Origin of the sequence: Marinithermus hydrothermalis DSM 14884, from assembly GCF_000195335.1 — a bacterium.
Classification (GTDB): domain Bacteria; phylum Deinococcota; class Deinococci; order Deinococcales; family Marinithermaceae; genus Marinithermus; species Marinithermus hydrothermalis.
On the sequence record NC_015387.1, the window covers coordinates 601,055 to 617,232 of the forward strand.

17 protein-coding genes are annotated in these 16,178 nt (G+C 68.7%); 11 read left to right on the forward strand and 6 right to left on the reverse strand.

The features are described from left to right. Nucleotides 1–7: 7 nt before the first annotated feature. Together MARKY_RS03165 and speA are read left to right on the forward strand one after the other, a co-directional pair. The gene (locus MARKY_RS03165; protein WP_013703423.1) at nucleotides 8–1,198 is read left to right on the forward strand and encodes a glycine C-acetyltransferase; all 1,191 of its coding nucleotides are present in this window, start codon (nucleotides 8–10) and stop codon (nucleotides 1,196–1,198) included. Between the two features lie 19 nt (nucleotides 1,199–1,217). Further along, nucleotides 1,218–3,110 (forward strand): biosynthetic arginine decarboxylase, encoded by a 1,893-nt coding sequence (gene speA / locus MARKY_RS03170; RefSeq protein WP_013703424.1) that lies wholly within the window; start codon nucleotides 1,218–1,220, stop codon nucleotides 3,108–3,110. Nucleotides 3,111–3,168: 58 nt separating this feature from the next. On the opposite strand, the gene metK is transcribed toward speA, so the two are convergent. Then, nucleotides 3,169–4,344, reverse strand: a complete 1,176-nt coding sequence (gene metK / locus MARKY_RS03175) for a methionine adenosyltransferase (RefSeq protein WP_041658251.1) — start codon at nucleotides 4,342–4,344, stop codon at nucleotides 3,169–3,171. Nucleotides 4,345–4,499: 155 nt separating this feature from the next. Between metK and MARKY_RS03180 the strand changes: the two genes are divergently transcribed. The 5 genes from MARKY_RS03180 to MARKY_RS03200 are packed head-to-tail and all read left to right on the forward strand — an operon-like array spanning nucleotide 4,500 to nucleotide 8,956. Continuing rightward, nucleotides 4,500–5,879 (forward strand): DUF4129 domain-containing protein, encoded by a 1,380-nt coding sequence (locus tag MARKY_RS03180; protein ID WP_041657794.1) that lies wholly within the window; start codon nucleotides 4,500–4,502, stop codon nucleotides 5,877–5,879. Then, entirely contained in the window at nucleotides 5,876–6,808 is a 933-nt protein-coding gene (locus MARKY_RS03185) for an AAA family ATPase (RefSeq protein ID WP_013703427.1), read from the forward strand. The genes MARKY_RS03180 and MARKY_RS03185 overlap by 4 nt, the downstream gene beginning before the upstream one ends. A gap of 10 nt (nucleotides 6,809–6,818) precedes the next feature. After that, complete coding sequence (locus MARKY_RS03190) at nucleotides 6,819–7,910, forward strand: DUF58 domain-containing protein (protein ID WP_013703428.1); 1,092 nt, start codon at nucleotides 6,819–6,821, stop codon at nucleotides 7,908–7,910. A gap of 30 nt (nucleotides 7,911–7,940) precedes the next feature. After that, entirely contained in the window at nucleotides 7,941–8,510 is a 570-nt protein-coding gene (locus MARKY_RS03195; protein WP_013703429.1) for a thioredoxin family protein, read from the forward strand. Beyond that, nucleotides 8,507–8,956: a YbjN domain-containing protein gene (locus tag MARKY_RS03200; RefSeq protein WP_013703430.1), complete on the forward strand. Its 450-nt coding sequence runs from the start codon at nucleotides 8,507–8,509 to the stop codon at nucleotides 8,954–8,956. The genes MARKY_RS03195 and MARKY_RS03200 overlap by 4 nt, the downstream gene beginning before the upstream one ends. Nucleotide 8,957: 1 nt before the next feature. On the opposite strand, the gene MARKY_RS03205 is transcribed toward MARKY_RS03200, so the two are convergent. From MARKY_RS03205 to MARKY_RS03215, 3 genes are read right to left on the reverse strand one after another with little or no spacing between them, the layout of a single operon-like run. Continuing rightward, the gene (locus MARKY_RS03205; protein WP_013703431.1) at nucleotides 8,958–9,695 is read right to left on the reverse strand and encodes a gamma carbonic anhydrase family protein; all 738 of its coding nucleotides are present in this window, start codon (nucleotides 9,693–9,695) and stop codon (nucleotides 8,958–8,960) included. Continuing rightward, on the reverse strand, nucleotides 9,676–10,074 hold the full coding sequence (locus tag MARKY_RS03210; protein WP_013703432.1) for an NUDIX hydrolase: 399 nt from the start codon (nucleotides 10,072–10,074) through the stop codon (nucleotides 9,676–9,678). Before MARKY_RS03210 ends, MARKY_RS03205 begins: the two co-directional genes overlap by 20 nt. A 21-nt stretch (nucleotides 10,075–10,095) precedes the next feature. Beyond that, nucleotides 10,096–10,959 carry a DUF1028 domain-containing protein gene (locus MARKY_RS03215; protein WP_013703433.1) on the reverse strand — a complete coding sequence of 288 codons (864 nt, stop codon included), beginning with the start codon at nucleotides 10,957–10,959 and terminating at the stop codon, nucleotides 10,096–10,098. A gap of 68 nt (nucleotides 10,960–11,027) precedes the next feature. Here MARKY_RS03215 and MARKY_RS11375 point away from each other — a divergent pair, with 68 nt between their 5' ends. Genes MARKY_RS11375 through MARKY_RS03230 form a run of 3 tightly spaced genes read left to right on the forward strand, consistent with a single transcriptional unit; the run spans nucleotide 11,028 to nucleotide 13,782 of the window. After that, nucleotides 11,028–11,687, forward strand: coding sequence for a cytochrome P460 family protein (locus MARKY_RS11375; RefSeq protein WP_013703434.1), 660 nt, complete (start codon nucleotides 11,028–11,030; stop codon nucleotides 11,685–11,687). A 50-nt stretch (nucleotides 11,688–11,737) separates the two neighbouring features. Next, nucleotides 11,738–12,664 (forward strand): PLP-dependent cysteine synthase family protein, encoded by a 927-nt coding sequence (locus MARKY_RS03225; protein ID WP_013703435.1) that lies wholly within the window; start codon nucleotides 11,738–11,740, stop codon nucleotides 12,662–12,664. Nucleotides 12,665–12,681: 17 nt separating this feature from the next. Then, a complete protein-coding gene (locus MARKY_RS03230; RefSeq protein WP_245526788.1) occupies nucleotides 12,682–13,782 on the forward strand; it encodes a cystathionine gamma-synthase in 1,101 nt (366 codons plus the stop codon). A gap of 73 nt (nucleotides 13,783–13,855) precedes the next feature. On the opposite strand, the gene MARKY_RS03235 is transcribed toward MARKY_RS03230, so the two are convergent. Beyond that, nucleotides 13,856–14,506, reverse strand: a complete 651-nt coding sequence (locus MARKY_RS03235) for a class I SAM-dependent methyltransferase (protein WP_013703437.1) — start codon at nucleotides 14,504–14,506, stop codon at nucleotides 13,856–13,858. A 168-nt stretch (nucleotides 14,507–14,674) separates the two neighbouring features. Continuing rightward, nucleotides 14,675–15,145: an FKBP-type peptidyl-prolyl cis-trans isomerase gene (locus MARKY_RS03240; protein WP_013703438.1), complete on the reverse strand. Its 471-nt coding sequence runs from the start codon at nucleotides 15,143–15,145 to the stop codon at nucleotides 14,675–14,677. A gap of 118 nt (nucleotides 15,146–15,263) precedes the next feature. On the opposite strand from MARKY_RS03240, the gene cysK reads away from it, so the two are divergent. Beyond that, nucleotides 15,264–16,178, forward strand: a complete 915-nt coding sequence (gene cysK, locus MARKY_RS03245; protein WP_013703439.1) for a cysteine synthase A — start codon at nucleotides 15,264–15,266, stop codon at nucleotides 16,176–16,178.

Below are 16,178 nucleotides of genomic sequence, written 5' to 3' on the forward strand. Positions count from 1 at the left end.
TAGGGGCATGAGCCTGAAGCTTCGCGAACGCGTGACGAACGAGCTGAACCGGCTGAAACAGGAAGGCCTGTACATCAGCCTGAAGGTCCTCGAGGCCCCCCAGGAGCCGGTGACGCGCGTGGACGGGCGGGAGGTGGTGAACCTCGCGAGCAACAACTACCTAGGCTTCGCGAATCACCCGCACCTCAAGCGCCGCGCACGGGAGTACCTGGAGCGCTGGGGTGCGGGGAGCGGCGCGGTGCGCACCATCGCGGGTACCTTCACCTACCACCAGGAGTTCGAGGAGATGCTGGCGCGCTTTAAGGGCACCGAGAGCGCCCTCGTGCTGCAGGCGGGGTTCACCGCGAACCAGGGCGTCCTCGGTGCGCTGCTGGGCCCTGAGGACGTGGTCTTCTCCGACGAGCTCAACCACGCTTCGATCATCGACGGGCTGCGCCTCACCAAGGCCAAGCGCTTCGTCTACCGGCACGCGGACGTCGCGCACCTCGAGGCCCTCCTTAAGGAGCACGACACCGACGGCCTAAAGCTCATTGTCACGGACGGGGTCTTCTCCATGGACGGGGACATCGCGCCCCTCGACAAGATCGTGCCGCTCGCCAAGCGGTACGGCGCGGTGGTGTACGTGGACGACGCGCACGGCTCGGGCGTGCTGGGCGAGATGGGGAAAGGTACCGTGCACCACTTCGGGTACCACGCGGACCCTGACGTGATCCAGGTCGCGACCCTCTCCAAGGCTTGGGCGGTCGTGGGGGGGTACGCCGCGGGCGCGCGGGAGCTGCGGGACCTCCTCATCAACAAGGCCCGCCCCTTCCTCTTCTCCACCTCGCACCCCCCGGCCGTGGTGGGGGCGCTCGTAGGGGCCCTCGAGCTCATCCAGCAGGAGCCCGAACGCGTCCAGCGCCTTTGGGACAACACCCGCTACTTCAAGGACGAGCTCGCCCGCATGGGGTTCGACACCATGGGCAGCCAGACCCCCATCACGCCGGTCTTGTTTGGGGAGGCGCCCGCTGCTTTTGAGGCCAGCCGCAAGCTCCTTGAGCGCGGGGTCTTCGCCGTGGGTATCGGCTTCCCCACCGTGCCGCGCGGTCAGGCTCGCATCCGCAACATCGTGACCGCCGCGCACACCCGGGAGATGCTGGACCGGGCCCTCGAGGCTTACCAGGTGGTGGGGCGCGCGATGGGCGTCATCACCGGGTAGAGCGGGGGGTTTGAGCGGATTGCGACAGCTCGAGCAGTACACCATTAAGGACGCGGAGGAGACCTACCTGGTGCCGTACTGGGGGCACGGGTTCTTCCGTGTGGGGCGCCAGGGCGAGATGGAGGTCACGCCGCTCGGTCCGGACGGGCCGGGGGTTTCCTTGCTCGAGGTCGTGCGGCGCCTGGAGGACGAAGGCCGTCCCTTCCCCATGATCCTGCGGTTCCCGCAGATCCTCGAGGCGCGCGTGCGGGAGTTGAACGAGGCCTTCCGCGCGGCCATCGCCAAGTACGGGTACCAAGGCGCCTACCAGGGCGTGTACCCGGTCAAGGTGAATCAGCGTCGCGTCGTGGTGGAGACGATCGCCCGGGCCGGTCGCCCCTACGCGTTCGGCCTCGAGGCGGGCAGCAAGGCCGAGCTGGCTTTGATCCTGGCGCAGGAATTGGCCGAGGACGCGCTGGTCACCTGCAACGGGTTTAAGGACGAGGACTTCGTGCGCCTGGCCCTCATGGGGAAGAAGCTCGGCAAGCGCGTCGTCATCACGCTGGAGAAGTTCGCCGAGCTCGCGCGGGTCCTGCGCGTGGCGCACGAGCTGGGGGTCCGGCCCCTGCTCGGGCTGCGCTTCAAGCTCCGGGCCAAAGGATCGGGCCAGTGGGCCTCGAGCGGGGGCGAGGGAGCGAAGTTCGGGCTTTCCGCGCCGGAGGTGCTGCGGGCGGTGGAGGTGCTGCGCGAGGTGGGGATGCTGGACAGCCTGGTGATGCTGCACGCGCACATCGGCTCCCAGATCACGGACATCCGCCGCATCAAGGCCGCGGTGCGGGAGGCCGCGCAGACCTACGTGCAGCTCCGCCGGCTCGGCGCGCCGATCCGGTACCTGAACCTCGGTGGGGGGCTCGCCGTGGATTACGACGGCTCCAAGTCCGCCTTCTACGCCTCCGCGAACTACACGACCTGGGAGTACGCGGAGGACCTGGTTTACGTCACCAAGGAGGTCGCGGACCAGCACCGTGAGGTCCACCCCATCCTCGTGACGGAGTCCGGCCGGGCCCTCACCGCGTACCACAGCGTCCTCGTCCTCCAGGTGATCGACGTGATCCGCCCGCCTGGCGAGGCGGCGGTGGAGGTCCCTGAGGACGCGCACCAGCTCGTGAAGGACCTCGAGGAGGAGTACAAGAGCCTCACGATTAAGAACTACCGCGACATCTACCACGACGCGCTGAACGACAAGGAGACGATCCAGACCCTCTACGACCTGGGCCTCGTCTCCCTGCGCGACCGGGCCCTCGCGGAGGCGCTCTTCTACCAGATCGCCCGCAAGATCCACCGCTTGATCCGCACGCTGGATTACGTCCCGGACGAGTTCGAGGCGTTGCCTAAACTGCTCGCGGACAAGCTCGTCTGCAACTTCAGCCTCTTCCAGAGCCTTCCGGATACCTGGGCGATCAAGCAGCTGTTTCCCATCGTGCCGTTGGCGCGCCTCCTCGAACGACCGACGCGCGAGGCAACGATCGTGGACATCTCCTGCGACTCCGACGGCAAGATCGACCGTTTCATCGACCTCAAGGACGTGCGGCACACCCTGCCTATCCACGACCTCCGGCCCGGTGAGCCGTACTACCTGGGGGTCTTCCTCACCGGGGCGTACCAGGACGTCCTGGGCAGCACGCACAACCTCTTCGGTCGGGTCCTCGAGGCCCACGTGCGCGTGGAGGAGCACGGGTTCGTCGTGGAGCGCGTGGTGGGGGGAGAGAAGGCCCGGCGGGTCATCGAGAAGATGGGGTACGAGACCGAGGACCTCACCCGCGCGATGGCGGCGGTCCTCGAGGAAGCGGACGGGCTGAGCCCGGAGGAGAAGCGGGAGTTCCTCGAGCGCTACCGGAACGAGCTCGTGGGGTACACGTACCTGGAGGACTGAGCGTAATACAAGCGCGCGCCGCGGGCCCGGGGCCCGCGGCGCGCGGTCTAGATGGGGGTTAGAGCCCGGCTTCTTGCCGCAGGGCCTCGACCCGGTCCGTGGCCTCCCAGGGGAAGCCGGTGCGCCCAAAGTGCCCGTAAGCGGAGGTGGGGGTGTAGATGGGGCGCAGGAGGTCGAGCTGCTCGATGATAGCCTGCGGGCGCGGGTCGAACACCTTGCGAGCGATCTCGGCGATCTTTTCGTCGGGGAGCACGCCGGTGCCGAAGGTCTCCACCCGCAGCCCGACCGGGCGGGCCTTGCCGATCGCGTACGCGAGCTCCACCAGAGCGCGTTTCGCGAGGCCGGCGGCCACGATGTTCTTCGCCATGTACCGCGCGTAGTAGCTCGCGGAACGGTCCACCTTGGTGGGGTCCTTGCCGCTGAACGCGCCGCCCCCGTGCGGGACCGCGCCGCCGTAGGTGTCCACGATGACCTTACGGCCGGTGAGGCCGGTGTCGCCGTGCGGGCCGCCGATCACGAACTTGCCCGAGGGGTTGATCAGGTACTCGGTCTCCTCGGATAGGTACTCCTCCGGAATCGCGCGGCGCACCACCCGCTGGATCACGTCCTCCCGGATCTGGTCTTGCTCCATCTCGGGAGAGTGCTGGGTGGAGATGACCACGGTCTTGACGTACAGCGGCTTTTCCCCATCGTAGACCACGGTGACCTGCGACTTTCCGTCCGGGCGGAGGTACTCGAGCTCACCGGTCTTGCGGGCCTCGGCCAGCCGCATGGTGAGCTTGTGGGCCAACATGATCGGGAGGGGCATCAGCTCGGGGGTTTCGTCGGTCGCGTAACCGAACATCAACCCCTGGTCACCGGCGCCCACCCGGTCCAACGGGTCCGTGGATTTAAGCACGCGCACCTCGTACGACTCGTTGACGCCCCCCGCGATGTCCGGGGACTGCTCGTCGATCGCGGTGAGGACGGCGCAGGTGTCCCCGTCAAAACCGAACTTCGCGCGGGTGTATCCCACGTCCTTGATCGTCTTGCGCACCAGGCCGGGGATGTCCACGTACCCTTCGGTGGTGATCTCCCCGGCGACGAAGACAAGGCCCGTGGTGACGAGCGTCTCGCAGGCCACGCGGGCCTTGGGGTCCTGCGCGATGAGCGCGTCCAGGATCGCGTCGGAGATACGGTCCGCGAGCTTGTCCGGGTGTCCTTCCGTAACCGACTCAGAGGTGACCAGTCGCAGCAATTCCCTACCCTCCTTCAAAGAGGCATGCCGGCAAGCCGGCTGGATGCTCAGTATAGCACTCCTAGGAGCCCTGCAGGATGAACCGGCTCCGGAATCCGGAGGTGTGGCGCCCGTTGCGGCGTACGAGGAGCGGGTTGTGTATACTGGCGACAGTGCTGAAGCTAGGACTGGTTCTAATCGGGGCGGCCTTGTGGGCGCTGCCCCCCGCGCTATGGCCGGGCCTGGCCCTGGGGGTGGGGTTGTACCTCCTCCTGCGCCGCACCCACCTGCACGGCGCCTTCCTCTGGTTCGCGGGGGTAGCGGGCCTGTACCTCTTCGTCGGGGTTGAGCTCGAGCGCGCGGCCTTGCAGCAAGCGGCCGTGGCGTGGGGGAAGCTCACCCTGGTGCTTTGGGCGCTCGGATTGAGCCTCTCCGCGATGCGCGCCGGTTCGCTCCGCGCCGTGGCCTGGTTGAGCCCCCTGCTGCTGCTCCGGCCGGACGGGGGGATGCTGGCCTGGCTTCTCCTCGCGCACGTGGTCTGGATCATGGAGCGTGCCCGGGAACAAGCACGGTCACGCGGCGCGACCTGGCGAACGAACCGCTCCGCCCTTGGGGTGGCCGCGGCCAGCGTGGCGCTGGTGCTGCTCGGCCTTGTAGGGGGGCGTTTCGAGATCGCAGGCCCCATTGAGGCGGCCCCTGCGGTTCACGAAGACGCGCCGGCTGCGCCATCGGCGGTTTGGGAGGGCACAGGGCGCGCGCCGGCCGGGGGTGGGGGGCGCGCGTGGGTCGTGGAGGAAGCCCCCTCACCAGTGACCGCCCTGGCTCGAGCGGCCTTCCCGGGGATCGTGGCGGCCGCGCTGGGGGGGATCGTCCTCTTCTTCGTGGGGCTTGGGGCGGCCTTCCTTGGCGCGCGCGCAATCCGGACCCCCTTTAAGGGCGTGCACCTGGCCTCCCTACTCGCGGTGGCCTGGACCTTCGGGATGCTCCTCCTCTGGTTCGCCCTTCTTCAGGAAGGGCAAGGTACGGCCGGTGGGGGGAGCCTACCCGCACCCGCGGGGAGCCCAGGGCCCGGCACGGCTCCTGGCGCGGTTGTGCCGAGCCCGGTACCGCCCGCGTTGCGCGACGGGCTCGCGGGCCTTGGCTTGCTGGGCGCATTTGTGGTCCTGGGAGGGGTCCTGGCCGCCTTGGGCGTTCTTGCGCTCGTGTGGCGCGGTGCGGCTGGGCGGCGTTCGGCCGTGGACCGGCCCGTCCCCGCGTCATCGCACCTAGCGGGCACGGTACCCGAGGAAGGGTACGCGGGACGCGTGCGGGAGGTGTACCGCCGCTTCCTCGAGCTCATGCGTTCCCACCAGCCCCGCCAGGACCACGAGACCCCCCGCGAGTACGCGGCGCGCGTGGGGCGAACCTACGCCGGCCTCGCGGCGCCGGTCGCCGAACTCACCCGCCTCTACGAGCCCGTGCGTTATGGGGGGCGTAGCCCAAGGTCGGACGCGGAACGGGCCGAGCGCCTGCTGCAGCGGATTCAAGCGTATTGGGCACGGGAGGAAGCATGATCCAATCCTGGTATGAACGGGTACGCCACAACGTGGCCAAGGTCATCGTGGGTAACGCCGAGCCCGTCCGGCTCATCCTGGGCGCGTTGCTCGCCGGGGGGCACGTGCTCATCGAGGACGTGCCCGGCACCGGGAAGACCACGCTCGCTCGAGCCGTCGCCCGCTCCCTCGGGCTGCCCTTCCGGCGCGTGCAGTTCACCCCGGACCTGCTGCCCTCGGACCTGACCGGCGTGAACGTGTACCGCGAGGGCCGGTTTCACTTTCAGCCCGGCCCCGTCTTCACCTCGGTGCTGCTCGCCGACGAGATCAACCGCGCGACCCCCAAGACCCAGTCGGCTCTGCTGGAGGCCATGGCCGAGTTCCAGGTCACGGTGGACGGCGAGACGCGGCCCCTGCCGCGCCCCTTCGTGGTGCTCGCCACGCAGAACCCCGTCGAGATGGACGGCACTTACCGCCTGCCCGAGGCTCAGCTCGACCGCTTTTTGGTGCGGGTCGCGCTCGGGTACCCCGAGCTCGAGGAGGAGGTCGAGATGCTCCTCCGGATGCGCGAGCACCACGCCCTCCAGGACCTGCACCCCGTTTCGAGCCCGGAGGAGGTTCTGGAAGCGCAGGCGGCGGTCCGGCAGGTGCGGGTGGATCCCGAGATCGCCCGGTACATCGTGAACCTGGTACGCCGCACCCGCGTGGCTGAGGGCGTGACCCTCGGGGCGTCGCCGCGCGCCGCTTTAGCCCTGCAGCACCTCGCCATGGCCCTCGCTGCGATCGAAGGGCGGACGTTCGTGCTGCCCGACGACGTGAAGGCTGCCTTCCTTCCCGTGATGGGGCACCGCGTCCTCCTCGAGCCTGAGGCGCGCCTCGAAGGAGTAACGGTGGAAGCAGTCCTCCAAAGCGTTTTGGCCGCCGTGCCGGTCCCGGTGGAGCGCACGTGAGGGAGGCAGTGTGCTTTGGGTTTCGTTGCTTCTCTTCGCCTTCCTCCTGCTTCTTCCGAGCCGCGTGCGCGTGCAGGGTAGGGTGACGGCTCGCCGCGAAGAGACCTTCCCCGGACGGCCGGGAACGGCTCGGCTGGCGCTCGAGCTCATGGCGCCCGTGCCGGTCTATTACCGCGTGGAGTGTGCGGGGGTGGCGGCCTTGGGGTTGCTGCCCCGGCAGTACCTGGGGTTCGGCATGGGGCGCGTGCGGCTCGTGGAGGAGCTGACCCTCTCGCCTCGGCGTCGGGGGGCGCACGCCTTGCCCCGGGTGCGCGTTTTCGTGCGCGACGTGTTCGGGGTTTGGGAGCGTGAGGTGCCGACCGCTGTGATTCAGGGCCAGGTCCGGGTCTACCCCCGCGTCTACCCGGTGCCGCGCCCGGATCTGGCCCTGACGCTGCTCGCGGAAGGGCCGGAGGTGCGGGGGGTGGGGCTCGAGGACCCCACGCAGTTCCGCGGGGTGCGCCCCTACGCGCCGGGGGACCCGGTGCGGCACGTGCACTGGCGGGCCACGGCGCGCGCGGGAACCTTGATGGTACGGGAGTTCGGCCGGGTGCGAGCCACGGGAATCTGGGTGCACCTGGATACGAGCGGGACAGGCGCGGTGTACCTGGACCACGCGGCGGAACTTGCGGCGAGCCTGCTGGTGCGCGCGAACGAGGAGCGGCTCCTGGTGGCGCTCTCCGCGCCGGGGGGCATGGTGCCCCTCGCGCGAGGGGATGAGGCGGTACGGCGGGCGCTGGGGGTGCTCGCCGAGCTCGAGGCGGAGGCGGCGCCGCGCCCGGTGCCCATCCCACCCCCAGGGGTGAACCTGGTGATCCTCACGCAGCACGCGCCCGTCGCGGTGGTGGATGGGGCTTTGAAGGCGCGTTCCCGCGCGGCACGCGTGCACTTGATCGCCCTTCCGGAAGGGTTTTACCTGCGCCCCGGCGAGCGAGGGCGGCCGCTGTTCGGCAAGCCCGACGCGGTCCTGCGCCTCCTGAAAAAACGCGCGGTGCTGGAGCAGGAGGGGGTGTTCGTGCACCTCCTCCGAGGGGACGACGCCCTGGCGCGGCTTTCGGGGTGAGTATGGAGGAACGAGCGGTAGAATAAGCGTATGCTCGAGTACAAACGCTTGGAGATCGGGGACCCGCTCGTGGACGCGGAACTCAAGGATCCCGAGGGGCGCGCCTACCGGTTGTCGGAGTTTAAGGAGCCGTTGCTGGCCGTGATCTTCATGTGCAACCACTGCCCCTACGTCGTGGGGTCGGTGGGTCGCATGGTGGACCTGGCCCGGCGCTATGCGGGCCGCGTGGCCTTCATCGGCATCAACGCCAACGACTACACCCGCTACCCGGACGACTCCCCGGAGGGGATGAAGCGGTTCGCCGCCGAGCACGGGATCCCCTTCCCTTACGTCCTGGATGAGACCCAGAAGGTAGCGAAGGCGTACGGCGCCTTGCGGACCCCGGAGGTTTTTCTGTTCGACGAGCAGCGTACCTTGCGGTACCACGGCCGGATCGACGACTCCCCGCGCGACGCGACCCGCGTGACCGAGCGCAACCTCGAGGACGCGATCCAGGCCCTGTTAGCGGGCCGGGAGCCGCCGAAGGCCCGGGCGGAGGCCGTGGGGTGCACGATCAAGTGGCGGCCGGGCAATGAACCGGAGGTCCGTATCGGGAAATGAGTGATCCGGAAACGATCGATCGTTTCTTTACCCGTTACGGGTGGCGGGTGGAACGCCTTTCGGACGAGGTGTGGCGCACCGCGTTTCGCGGGGACGTCGCCGTCTACCCCCTTTTTGTCAAGCTCACGCCGGAGTTCGTGTACCTCACCATCGTGCCGTTCGTGGTCGCCCCGCGGGCCGAGGCCCGCGAGCGGGTGTACTGGGCGTTGCTGCGGTTCAACCGGGAGATGGCCCTGGCCAAGTTCGCCCTGGACGAGGACGGCGACGTGCTGCTCACCGTTGAGCTTTCCACCACCGGCCTAGACTACCCGCTCTTCGAGGAGGCCCTCACCTTCCTGACCCACTATGCCGACCTCGCCTACCGTGAGGTCCTGAACCTCGCGCAGGACCCCACCAGCCGCAGCCGGTTCGACGACGGCGGGGATGAAGGGTCCTTGCAGGCCTAATTCAACGCACCAACGCCTCCTTCAGAAGGAAGTCGAGGGCCGGCTCGAGGGCCACCTCGTCCAGGCTAAGTTCTTTAGCTGCTTGGAGGGGCGTGAGGCCCTTCGCGAGCGCGGAGAGAAGCCGTAAGGCCTCGGCGTTCTCGCGCTTGAGGCGTTGGGCGAGGTCGGTGAAGGGGTTGAGGGCGTCCTCGCCGCGCAGTGTGAGGAGGTAGCGGCGGTTAAGGCGCGGGGTATAGGGCAGGGGGGTGAGCCCCTCAAGGTACCGCGCGGCCAGGGCCCGGTAGCGGGGGGCGTTCGTGGGCGGATCGACGGGCCGCACGGGTTTGGCAGGCACCCCGAGGGCCAGCATCCCCGGCGGGATCTCGGCGCCCGGCGGGACCACCGCCCCGGCGGCGACGACTGCGCCTTCGCCGATGCGTGCGCGGTTCAGGACCACCGCGCCGATCCCGATCAGCGCACCTTCCGCCACGTGCGCCCCGTGCACGACCGCGCGGTGCCCGACGGTCACGTCTCGCTCGAGCACGCACGGCTCCCCGGGGTCAGCGTGGAGGACCGCGCCGTCCTGTACGTTGCATCCGGGGCCTATGTGGACGCGCTCGAGGTCGGCCCGAACCACCGCGCCGAACCAGATCGAAGCGCCTTCCTCGACCGTGACGGCTCCCACGACGTGCGCGCCGGGCGCGATGAACGCCGTGGGGTGAATTCGGGGCTCGTGATCCTCAAAGCGCCAGATGCTCAAGGGCTTCCTCCAACAAGCGTACGTCTTCCGGAAAGGCCAGCATCCTCCGGGCCTCGTCCGGAGGGAAGAATCCGCACCCGTTCAGTCCCGCCTCCATCCGCACCCGGCCTGCACCGCGCATGAGGAACCAGCGGATCTCGCGCGGCACGCCGCGGGCGTTGATGTACCGGGTGGAGGAGAGCGGGTGCACGATTCTAGCCTCGATCCCCGTCTCTTCCCGCACCTCCCGCACGGCGGCGGCCTCTGGGGTCTCGCCGGGCTCGAGGTGCCCTTTGGGAAAGACCCAGTACCCGTTGGCGTCCCGGATCAGCAGCACCTCGCCCTGGGGGTTGAACACCACCCCGCCCGCGCCGGGAACCGGTTTCGGTTGGCCTTGCATGCACGCCTCCCTCCCCACCCGTTAAGTGTACTTTTGCCGCAGGTAGGTTAGGGTGCCGTCGTCGATCTCGGCGCCGCCCGCGTAGCGTTCCTCGAGGTTCTCCACGCCGATCAGGGCACGGAAGGCCGCCTCGGTGGCTTCGTCCCACGCGCCGGTGACGGGGCCCGTGTAGTACCCTTCCCGCTTGAGGAGGGCTTGCAACCAGCGGATCTCGGCTTCTTGGAGGGGACGGCGGGACTCGGGGCGGGTGAAGAGCAGCCGGTGGACGGATAACAGGCGCTCGAGCTCGGCCACGGGGTCCGGGTGGTCGTCGACCCTGAGGTCGATCCAGCGGTCGCTGAGGCCCCCGTACCCCTTGCCCTCCCCGACCACGAGAAGGGCGGCCGACTGCCGGCCGCGCTTGTCGCCGCCCGCGCGGTCCCCGGCGAGGAGGGCCTTGACCAGCCGCTCGGGGAAGGGAAGGGTCGCGTGGTGCTTGAAGGCCTCCACCATGGCCTGCACCACCTCCGGCCCGGTGAGGAGGTTGCCTTGGGCCGCGTAGTTCTCCCCGGCCTCGCCGCCCGCCCAGGGGTGGCATCCCTCCCCGGTGAAGGTCAGGCTTTCCCCGGAAGCCGCGACGATCCCGAACTGCCGCAGGGGGAGTTCGGGGTCCGTGCGGCGGAAGGCTTCCAGGCACGCCTCGGGGCTGCCGCCGGCCTCCAGGATCGCGAGGGCCTTGGGGCCGAAGGAGGTGTTTGCGTAGGACTGCGTGGCGACCGCACCGACGCCAGCCTTGGCGTAGGGCACCACCGCGCCGACCGCGAGAAACTTGCTGGCCACCGCGACGCCGAGGTCCCCGGTCTCGGGGTCGCGCGCGACAAGGGAGAACGTGCTTACCGGTCCCATACTTCCATGGTAAACCCGGTGTATTGATAGATACACGCGCCAAGGGGGGAGCGCCTTAACGTTTGAGCATGGAGGAGAACAGAAGCGGGTGGGTGTGGATCGTGATCGCGGGGGTGGGGGTGTTGGGGGCGGTGCTTTTGTTCAACATCTCCGCCAGCTTGCAGCGGACGGCGACGGAAGTCAAGGCGCTGAGCGAGCAGGTGGCGAACCTCGAGGCGAGTATCGGGCAGGTGAGGACGGATCTGGAGCGGTTGCAGGCACAGGCGTCGGGGGTTGGGGACGGGATTGGCGCGCAGGTCGAGCCGCAGGAGATGGCCGCCCGGGTGTGGCGGTTGATCCAGTCCCAGAACTACGCGTTTTCCTGGCATTACGAGCCGGGAACGGCCACGGACTTCTATGAAGGGCAGCCGCCGCACGGGGCGGTGCTGCGCACCTTCACGAACGCGGTGGCCTACGACGCGGTGCAGGCCGAGGTCGGGGCGTTCCCGCCAGGGTCCGTGATCGTGAAGGAGAACCGTACCGCGGAGCGGGATCTGGACTCCGTGACCGTGATGGTCAAGGTGCCGGGGTTTAACCCGGAGGCGAACGACTGGTTCTGGGCGAAGTACGGGGCCGACGGCGCGGTGCAAGCGGCCGGGAAGGTCGAGGGGTGCATCGGGTGCCACAGCCAGGCTAAGGACAACGACTTCGTCTTTAACGCCACGGTGAACCCCCAGGCGCGGCGGTAGCGCGCGGCTAGATCTTAGTCCGTGGGGCGCAAGGGTATAAACTGGGAGGGATGAGCGGGGTTTTATACGCCATTGGCCAGACACCGATCGTACCGCTTGCGCGGCTGAGCCCACCGGGGCGTATGGTTTACGCGAAGCTCGAGTGGCATAACCCGGGCGGGTCGGTCAAGGACCGGCCCGCCCTGTACATGCTGCGGACCGCCTTGGAGGACGGTCGACTACGCCCGGGCGGGCTCGTGGTGGAGCCCACGGCGGGCAACACCGGGATCGGGCTGGCCTTGGTAGGGCGGGCGCTCGGCCTCGAGGTGGTCTGCGTGATGCCCGCGCGGTTCAGCCCGGCGAAGAAAGCGCTGATGGAGGCGTACGGGGCCACGGTCGTGACGACCCCCGCCGAGGGCGGGATGGAAGCGGCGATCGCCAAAGCGCGGGAGATCGCCGCGGTTGAGGGCGGGTTCGTGCCCAACCAGTTCCGCAACCCGGCGAACGTGCAGGCGCACTACGAGACGACCGGGCCGGAGTTCTACCGCCAGCTGGAGGGGCGGATCGACGCGGTGGTCCTCGGGGGCGGCTCGATGGGTACCTTCACCGGGGTTGTGCGCTACTTGAAGGAGCGCCTGCCGCGCCTCAAGGCCTACCTGGTGCAGCCCGAGGGGTCGTACCTCGTCGGCGAGTGCGGTCCGCACAAGGTCGAGGGGATTGGGGCCGACTCTCCCGAGACGACCGCGCTGCTCGACTGCGCTTTGGTGGACGGCGTGTGGAAGGTAACGGACCGGGAAGCACACGCGATGCTGCAGCGGTTAGGGCGGGAAGAGGGGGTGTTGCCCGGAGGCTCCGGCGCGGCCGCGGCGGTCGTGGCGCTTGCCGTGGCCGCGCAGCTCCCCGAAGGCGCGCGGGTCGCGACGCTGTTCCCGGACCACGCTGAGCGGTATCTTGTGCAGGGAATCTTGGGGAGGTTTGAGGAATGGAAGAAACCCTAGGCTTTGCGACACTGGCAGTGCACGCCGGTCAGGAACCGGACCCCGAGACCGGCGCGGTCATTCCGCCCATCCACCTCAGCTCCACCTTCCAGCAGCCCGCACCCGGCGAGCCCCGGCGCTACGAGTACAGCCGCACGCAAAACCCCACGCGTGAGGCCCTCGAGGCCCAGATCGCGGCCCTCGAGGGCGCGCGTTGGGGGTTGGCGTTTGCGAGCGGGATGGCCGCGGTGGACGCGGTGGCGCACCTGCTGCGCCCGGGGGACCGCGTGGTCTTGATGAACGACGTGTACGGCGGCACCTACCGTTACTTCGCCCGCGTGCTCGCGGACTGGGGGGTGACGCCGGACTTCCGCGATCTCACGGACCCTGAGACGTGGGCGTTCGCGGGGGCGCGGATGGTCTGGGTTGAGACCCCCACGAACCCCTTCCTGCGCGTCGTGGACCTCGCTGCCGTCGCCGAAGCCGCGCGCAAAGCCGGGGCGTTGCTTGTGGTGGACAACACCTTCGCGAGCCCCTACCTGACCCGTCCCCTCGAGCTCGGTGCGGACCTCGTGGTGCACAGCGCGACCAAGTACCTGGGGGGGCACTCGGACCTGGTGCTCGGCGTGGTCCTCGGGCGGGACGAGGCGTTGCGCGAGCGGTTGGCGTTCTACCAGAACTCGGTGGGGGCGGTGCCCGGACCGTTTGAGGCGTGGTTGTGCAGCCGGGGCTTGAAGACCCTGGCGCTACGCATGGAGCGTCACTCGGAGACCGCCCAGGCCCTCGCCGCGTGGCTTGCGGCGCATCCACGGGTGCGCCGGGTGCACTACCCGGGCTTGCCCACCCACCCGAACCACGCGGTCGCGGCGCGGCAGATGCGGCGGTTTGGAGGGATGCTCTCGATCGAGCTCGAGTCCAAGGAGGCCGCGGTGCGTTTTGTGAAGGCGTTGCGGTTGTTCACGCTGGCCGAGTCCTTGGGGGGGGTGGAGTCCCTCGTGAGCATTCCGGGCTTGATGACGCACGCTTCCTTGAAAGGCACGCCGTTTGAGGTGCCGGAGCGCTTGGTGCGCCTCAGTGTGGGTGTGGAGGACCTCGAAGACCTCCGTCGCGACCTCGAGGCGGCGCTGGAACGGGTTTGAGTTATAGGGTTAAGCGGCGCGCTGCGCGCGGCTGGGCATGGGGGCCACCGTGGCGTGCGCCACGGTGGCGGGGTTAGCGGGTGGGTTGGGGGATGAGCGTCAGGATCCACACGAACGGGGTCCATTGCTCGCGCTGCACCTCGCAGGGGGAGTCGCACAAGAGTTCGAAGAGGTACGCGAGGTCAGCGTAGTACTCCTGTTCGATCTCGCGCCACCAGTGCTCCCGGCCGCTCGCGAGGAGTTCTGCGCGCACTTGCTCGCGGTGCTGCACGTTCTGGAAGGCGTAGTCGGCGATGACGATGCGCCCACCCGGCTTGAGGAAGCGCTGCAGGTGCTGCAGGACCCGGGCCTTGCGCTCGTCGGGGATGTGGTGTAGGGCGTAGCTCGAGACGATCGCGTCGTACAGGCCCCGCACGCGCGAGAGGTCCTCGAAATGCCCCTCGACGGTCTCGAGGGTGGGGTACTTGGCCTTTGCGCGCTGGAGCATCTTTTGGGAGAGGTCCACGCCGGTCACCTCGACGCCCCGGTCTAAGAACCGTCCGGCAAGGTTTCCGGTCCCGGTCCCTAGGTCCAGGACCCGCCCCCCGGGGGGAACGGCGGCGAGCTCGACCACGCGGTCCAGGATCTCGTCGTAACGTTCAAACCCCCATTCGGCCTCGGTGACTGTCGCGTCGTACTGGTGGGCCCAGGCGTCGAACTCTTGGCGAAGGCGGTGTAGGTCCATGACACCGCCAGTATACCGTTGACTCAATGGGACTCAAGTCTTCTGGCACACAATGTGTGCCTGGTATGTAAGAAGGCGGCACGAACGCGCCCCCCTCCACAGAACCACCCAAACCGCGACGGCTGGAGGGCACTCGAGGGGGGCGTTGAAAACGATGCGCGCTAAGGGTTAGTGCGCAGGGCTGTCCGGATCGTGTACGTGACCGTGCGCCAGCTCTTCCGGGGTGGCCTCGCGAACCTCGCGGATCTTCACGTCGAACTCCAAGGTCTTGCCCGCGAGCGGATGGTTGAAGTCCACCGTCACCTGCTCCCCGTCCACCCCCACGACGGTGAGGGGCATGGGGTTCCCCGCGGCGTCCTCGGCGTAGAACTGCTCCCCAGGCGCGACGATCGCATCGTCGGGAAAAGCCGAGAGGGGCACGACCTGCACGCTATCGGGGTTGCGTTCCCCGTAGGCCTTCTCCGGCCCCACCGTCACCGCGAAGGCCTCCCCGGCCTCGCGACCCTCGATGGCCTCCTCGAGGCCCTCGATGATCTGGTTCTGGCCGTGCAGGTAGGCCAGCTGCCCCTGGTCGACGACCTCGCCGTCGACCCGAAGGGTGTACTCAAACGAAACGACCGTATTTGTGCTAGCTTTCATCCAGTAAACCTCCCTCCAGCCTGTGGCTGAAGTACGCCTAAGTATAGGCCCTCTCCGGGCCCGGTAAGGTGAGGGCCCACACCGTATCCGCCCGATCCTCCCGGAGTATCCTGAACACATGCGTGTGGAGGACGTGATTGGCCGCACCCCCATGGTTCGCCTGAGTCGCGTAGTGGAGCCGGACATGGCCGAGGTCTGGGTGAAGCTCGAGGGCCTGAACCCTGGAGGCTCGATCAAGGACCGGCCCGCGTGGTACATGATCCGGGACGCGGAGGAGCGCGGGATCCTCACCCCCGGTTCCGGCCAAACCATCGTCGAGCCCACCTCGGGGAACACCGGGATCGGCCTCGCGATGATCGCGGCGAGCCGCGGCTACCGGTTGATCCTAACCCTGCCCGCGCAGATGTCCGAGGAGCGCAAGCGCACGCTCCGCGCCTACGGGGCGGAGCTGGTGCTGACCGACCCCGCGCGCCGCATGCTCGCCGCGCGGGAGGAGGCCCAGCGCATCGCGGAGGAAACCGGGGCTTTTTTGCCGGACCAGTTCGCGAACCCGGCGAACGTACGGGCGCACTACGAGACGACCGGCCCCGAGCTCTGGGCAGCGATGGAGGGCCGCATCGACGCCTTCGTGTACGGCTCGGGCACCGGCGGAACGATCAGCGGGGTGGGCCGGTACCTCAGGGAGCAGGGCTCAAAGGCCCAGATCATTGCAGTGGAGCCCGCGCGCAGCAACGTCCTCTCCGGCGGTCAGATGGGGCCGCACCAGTTCCAGGGGATGGGGCCGGGTTTCATCCCCCCAAACCTGGACACCAGCCTGATCGACCGCGTGATCGCGGTCTGGGAGGAGGACGCCTTCCCCCTCGCACGGCGCTTGAGCCGGGAGGAAGGGCTGTTCCTGGGCATGAGTTCCGGGGCGATCGTTTGGGCTGCGCTCCAAGTCGCGCGCGAGCTGGGACCGGGCAAGCGCGTGGTCTGCATCAGCCCGGACACCGGGGCCCGCTACCTCTCCACACCGCTGTACGCGGAGGAGTAG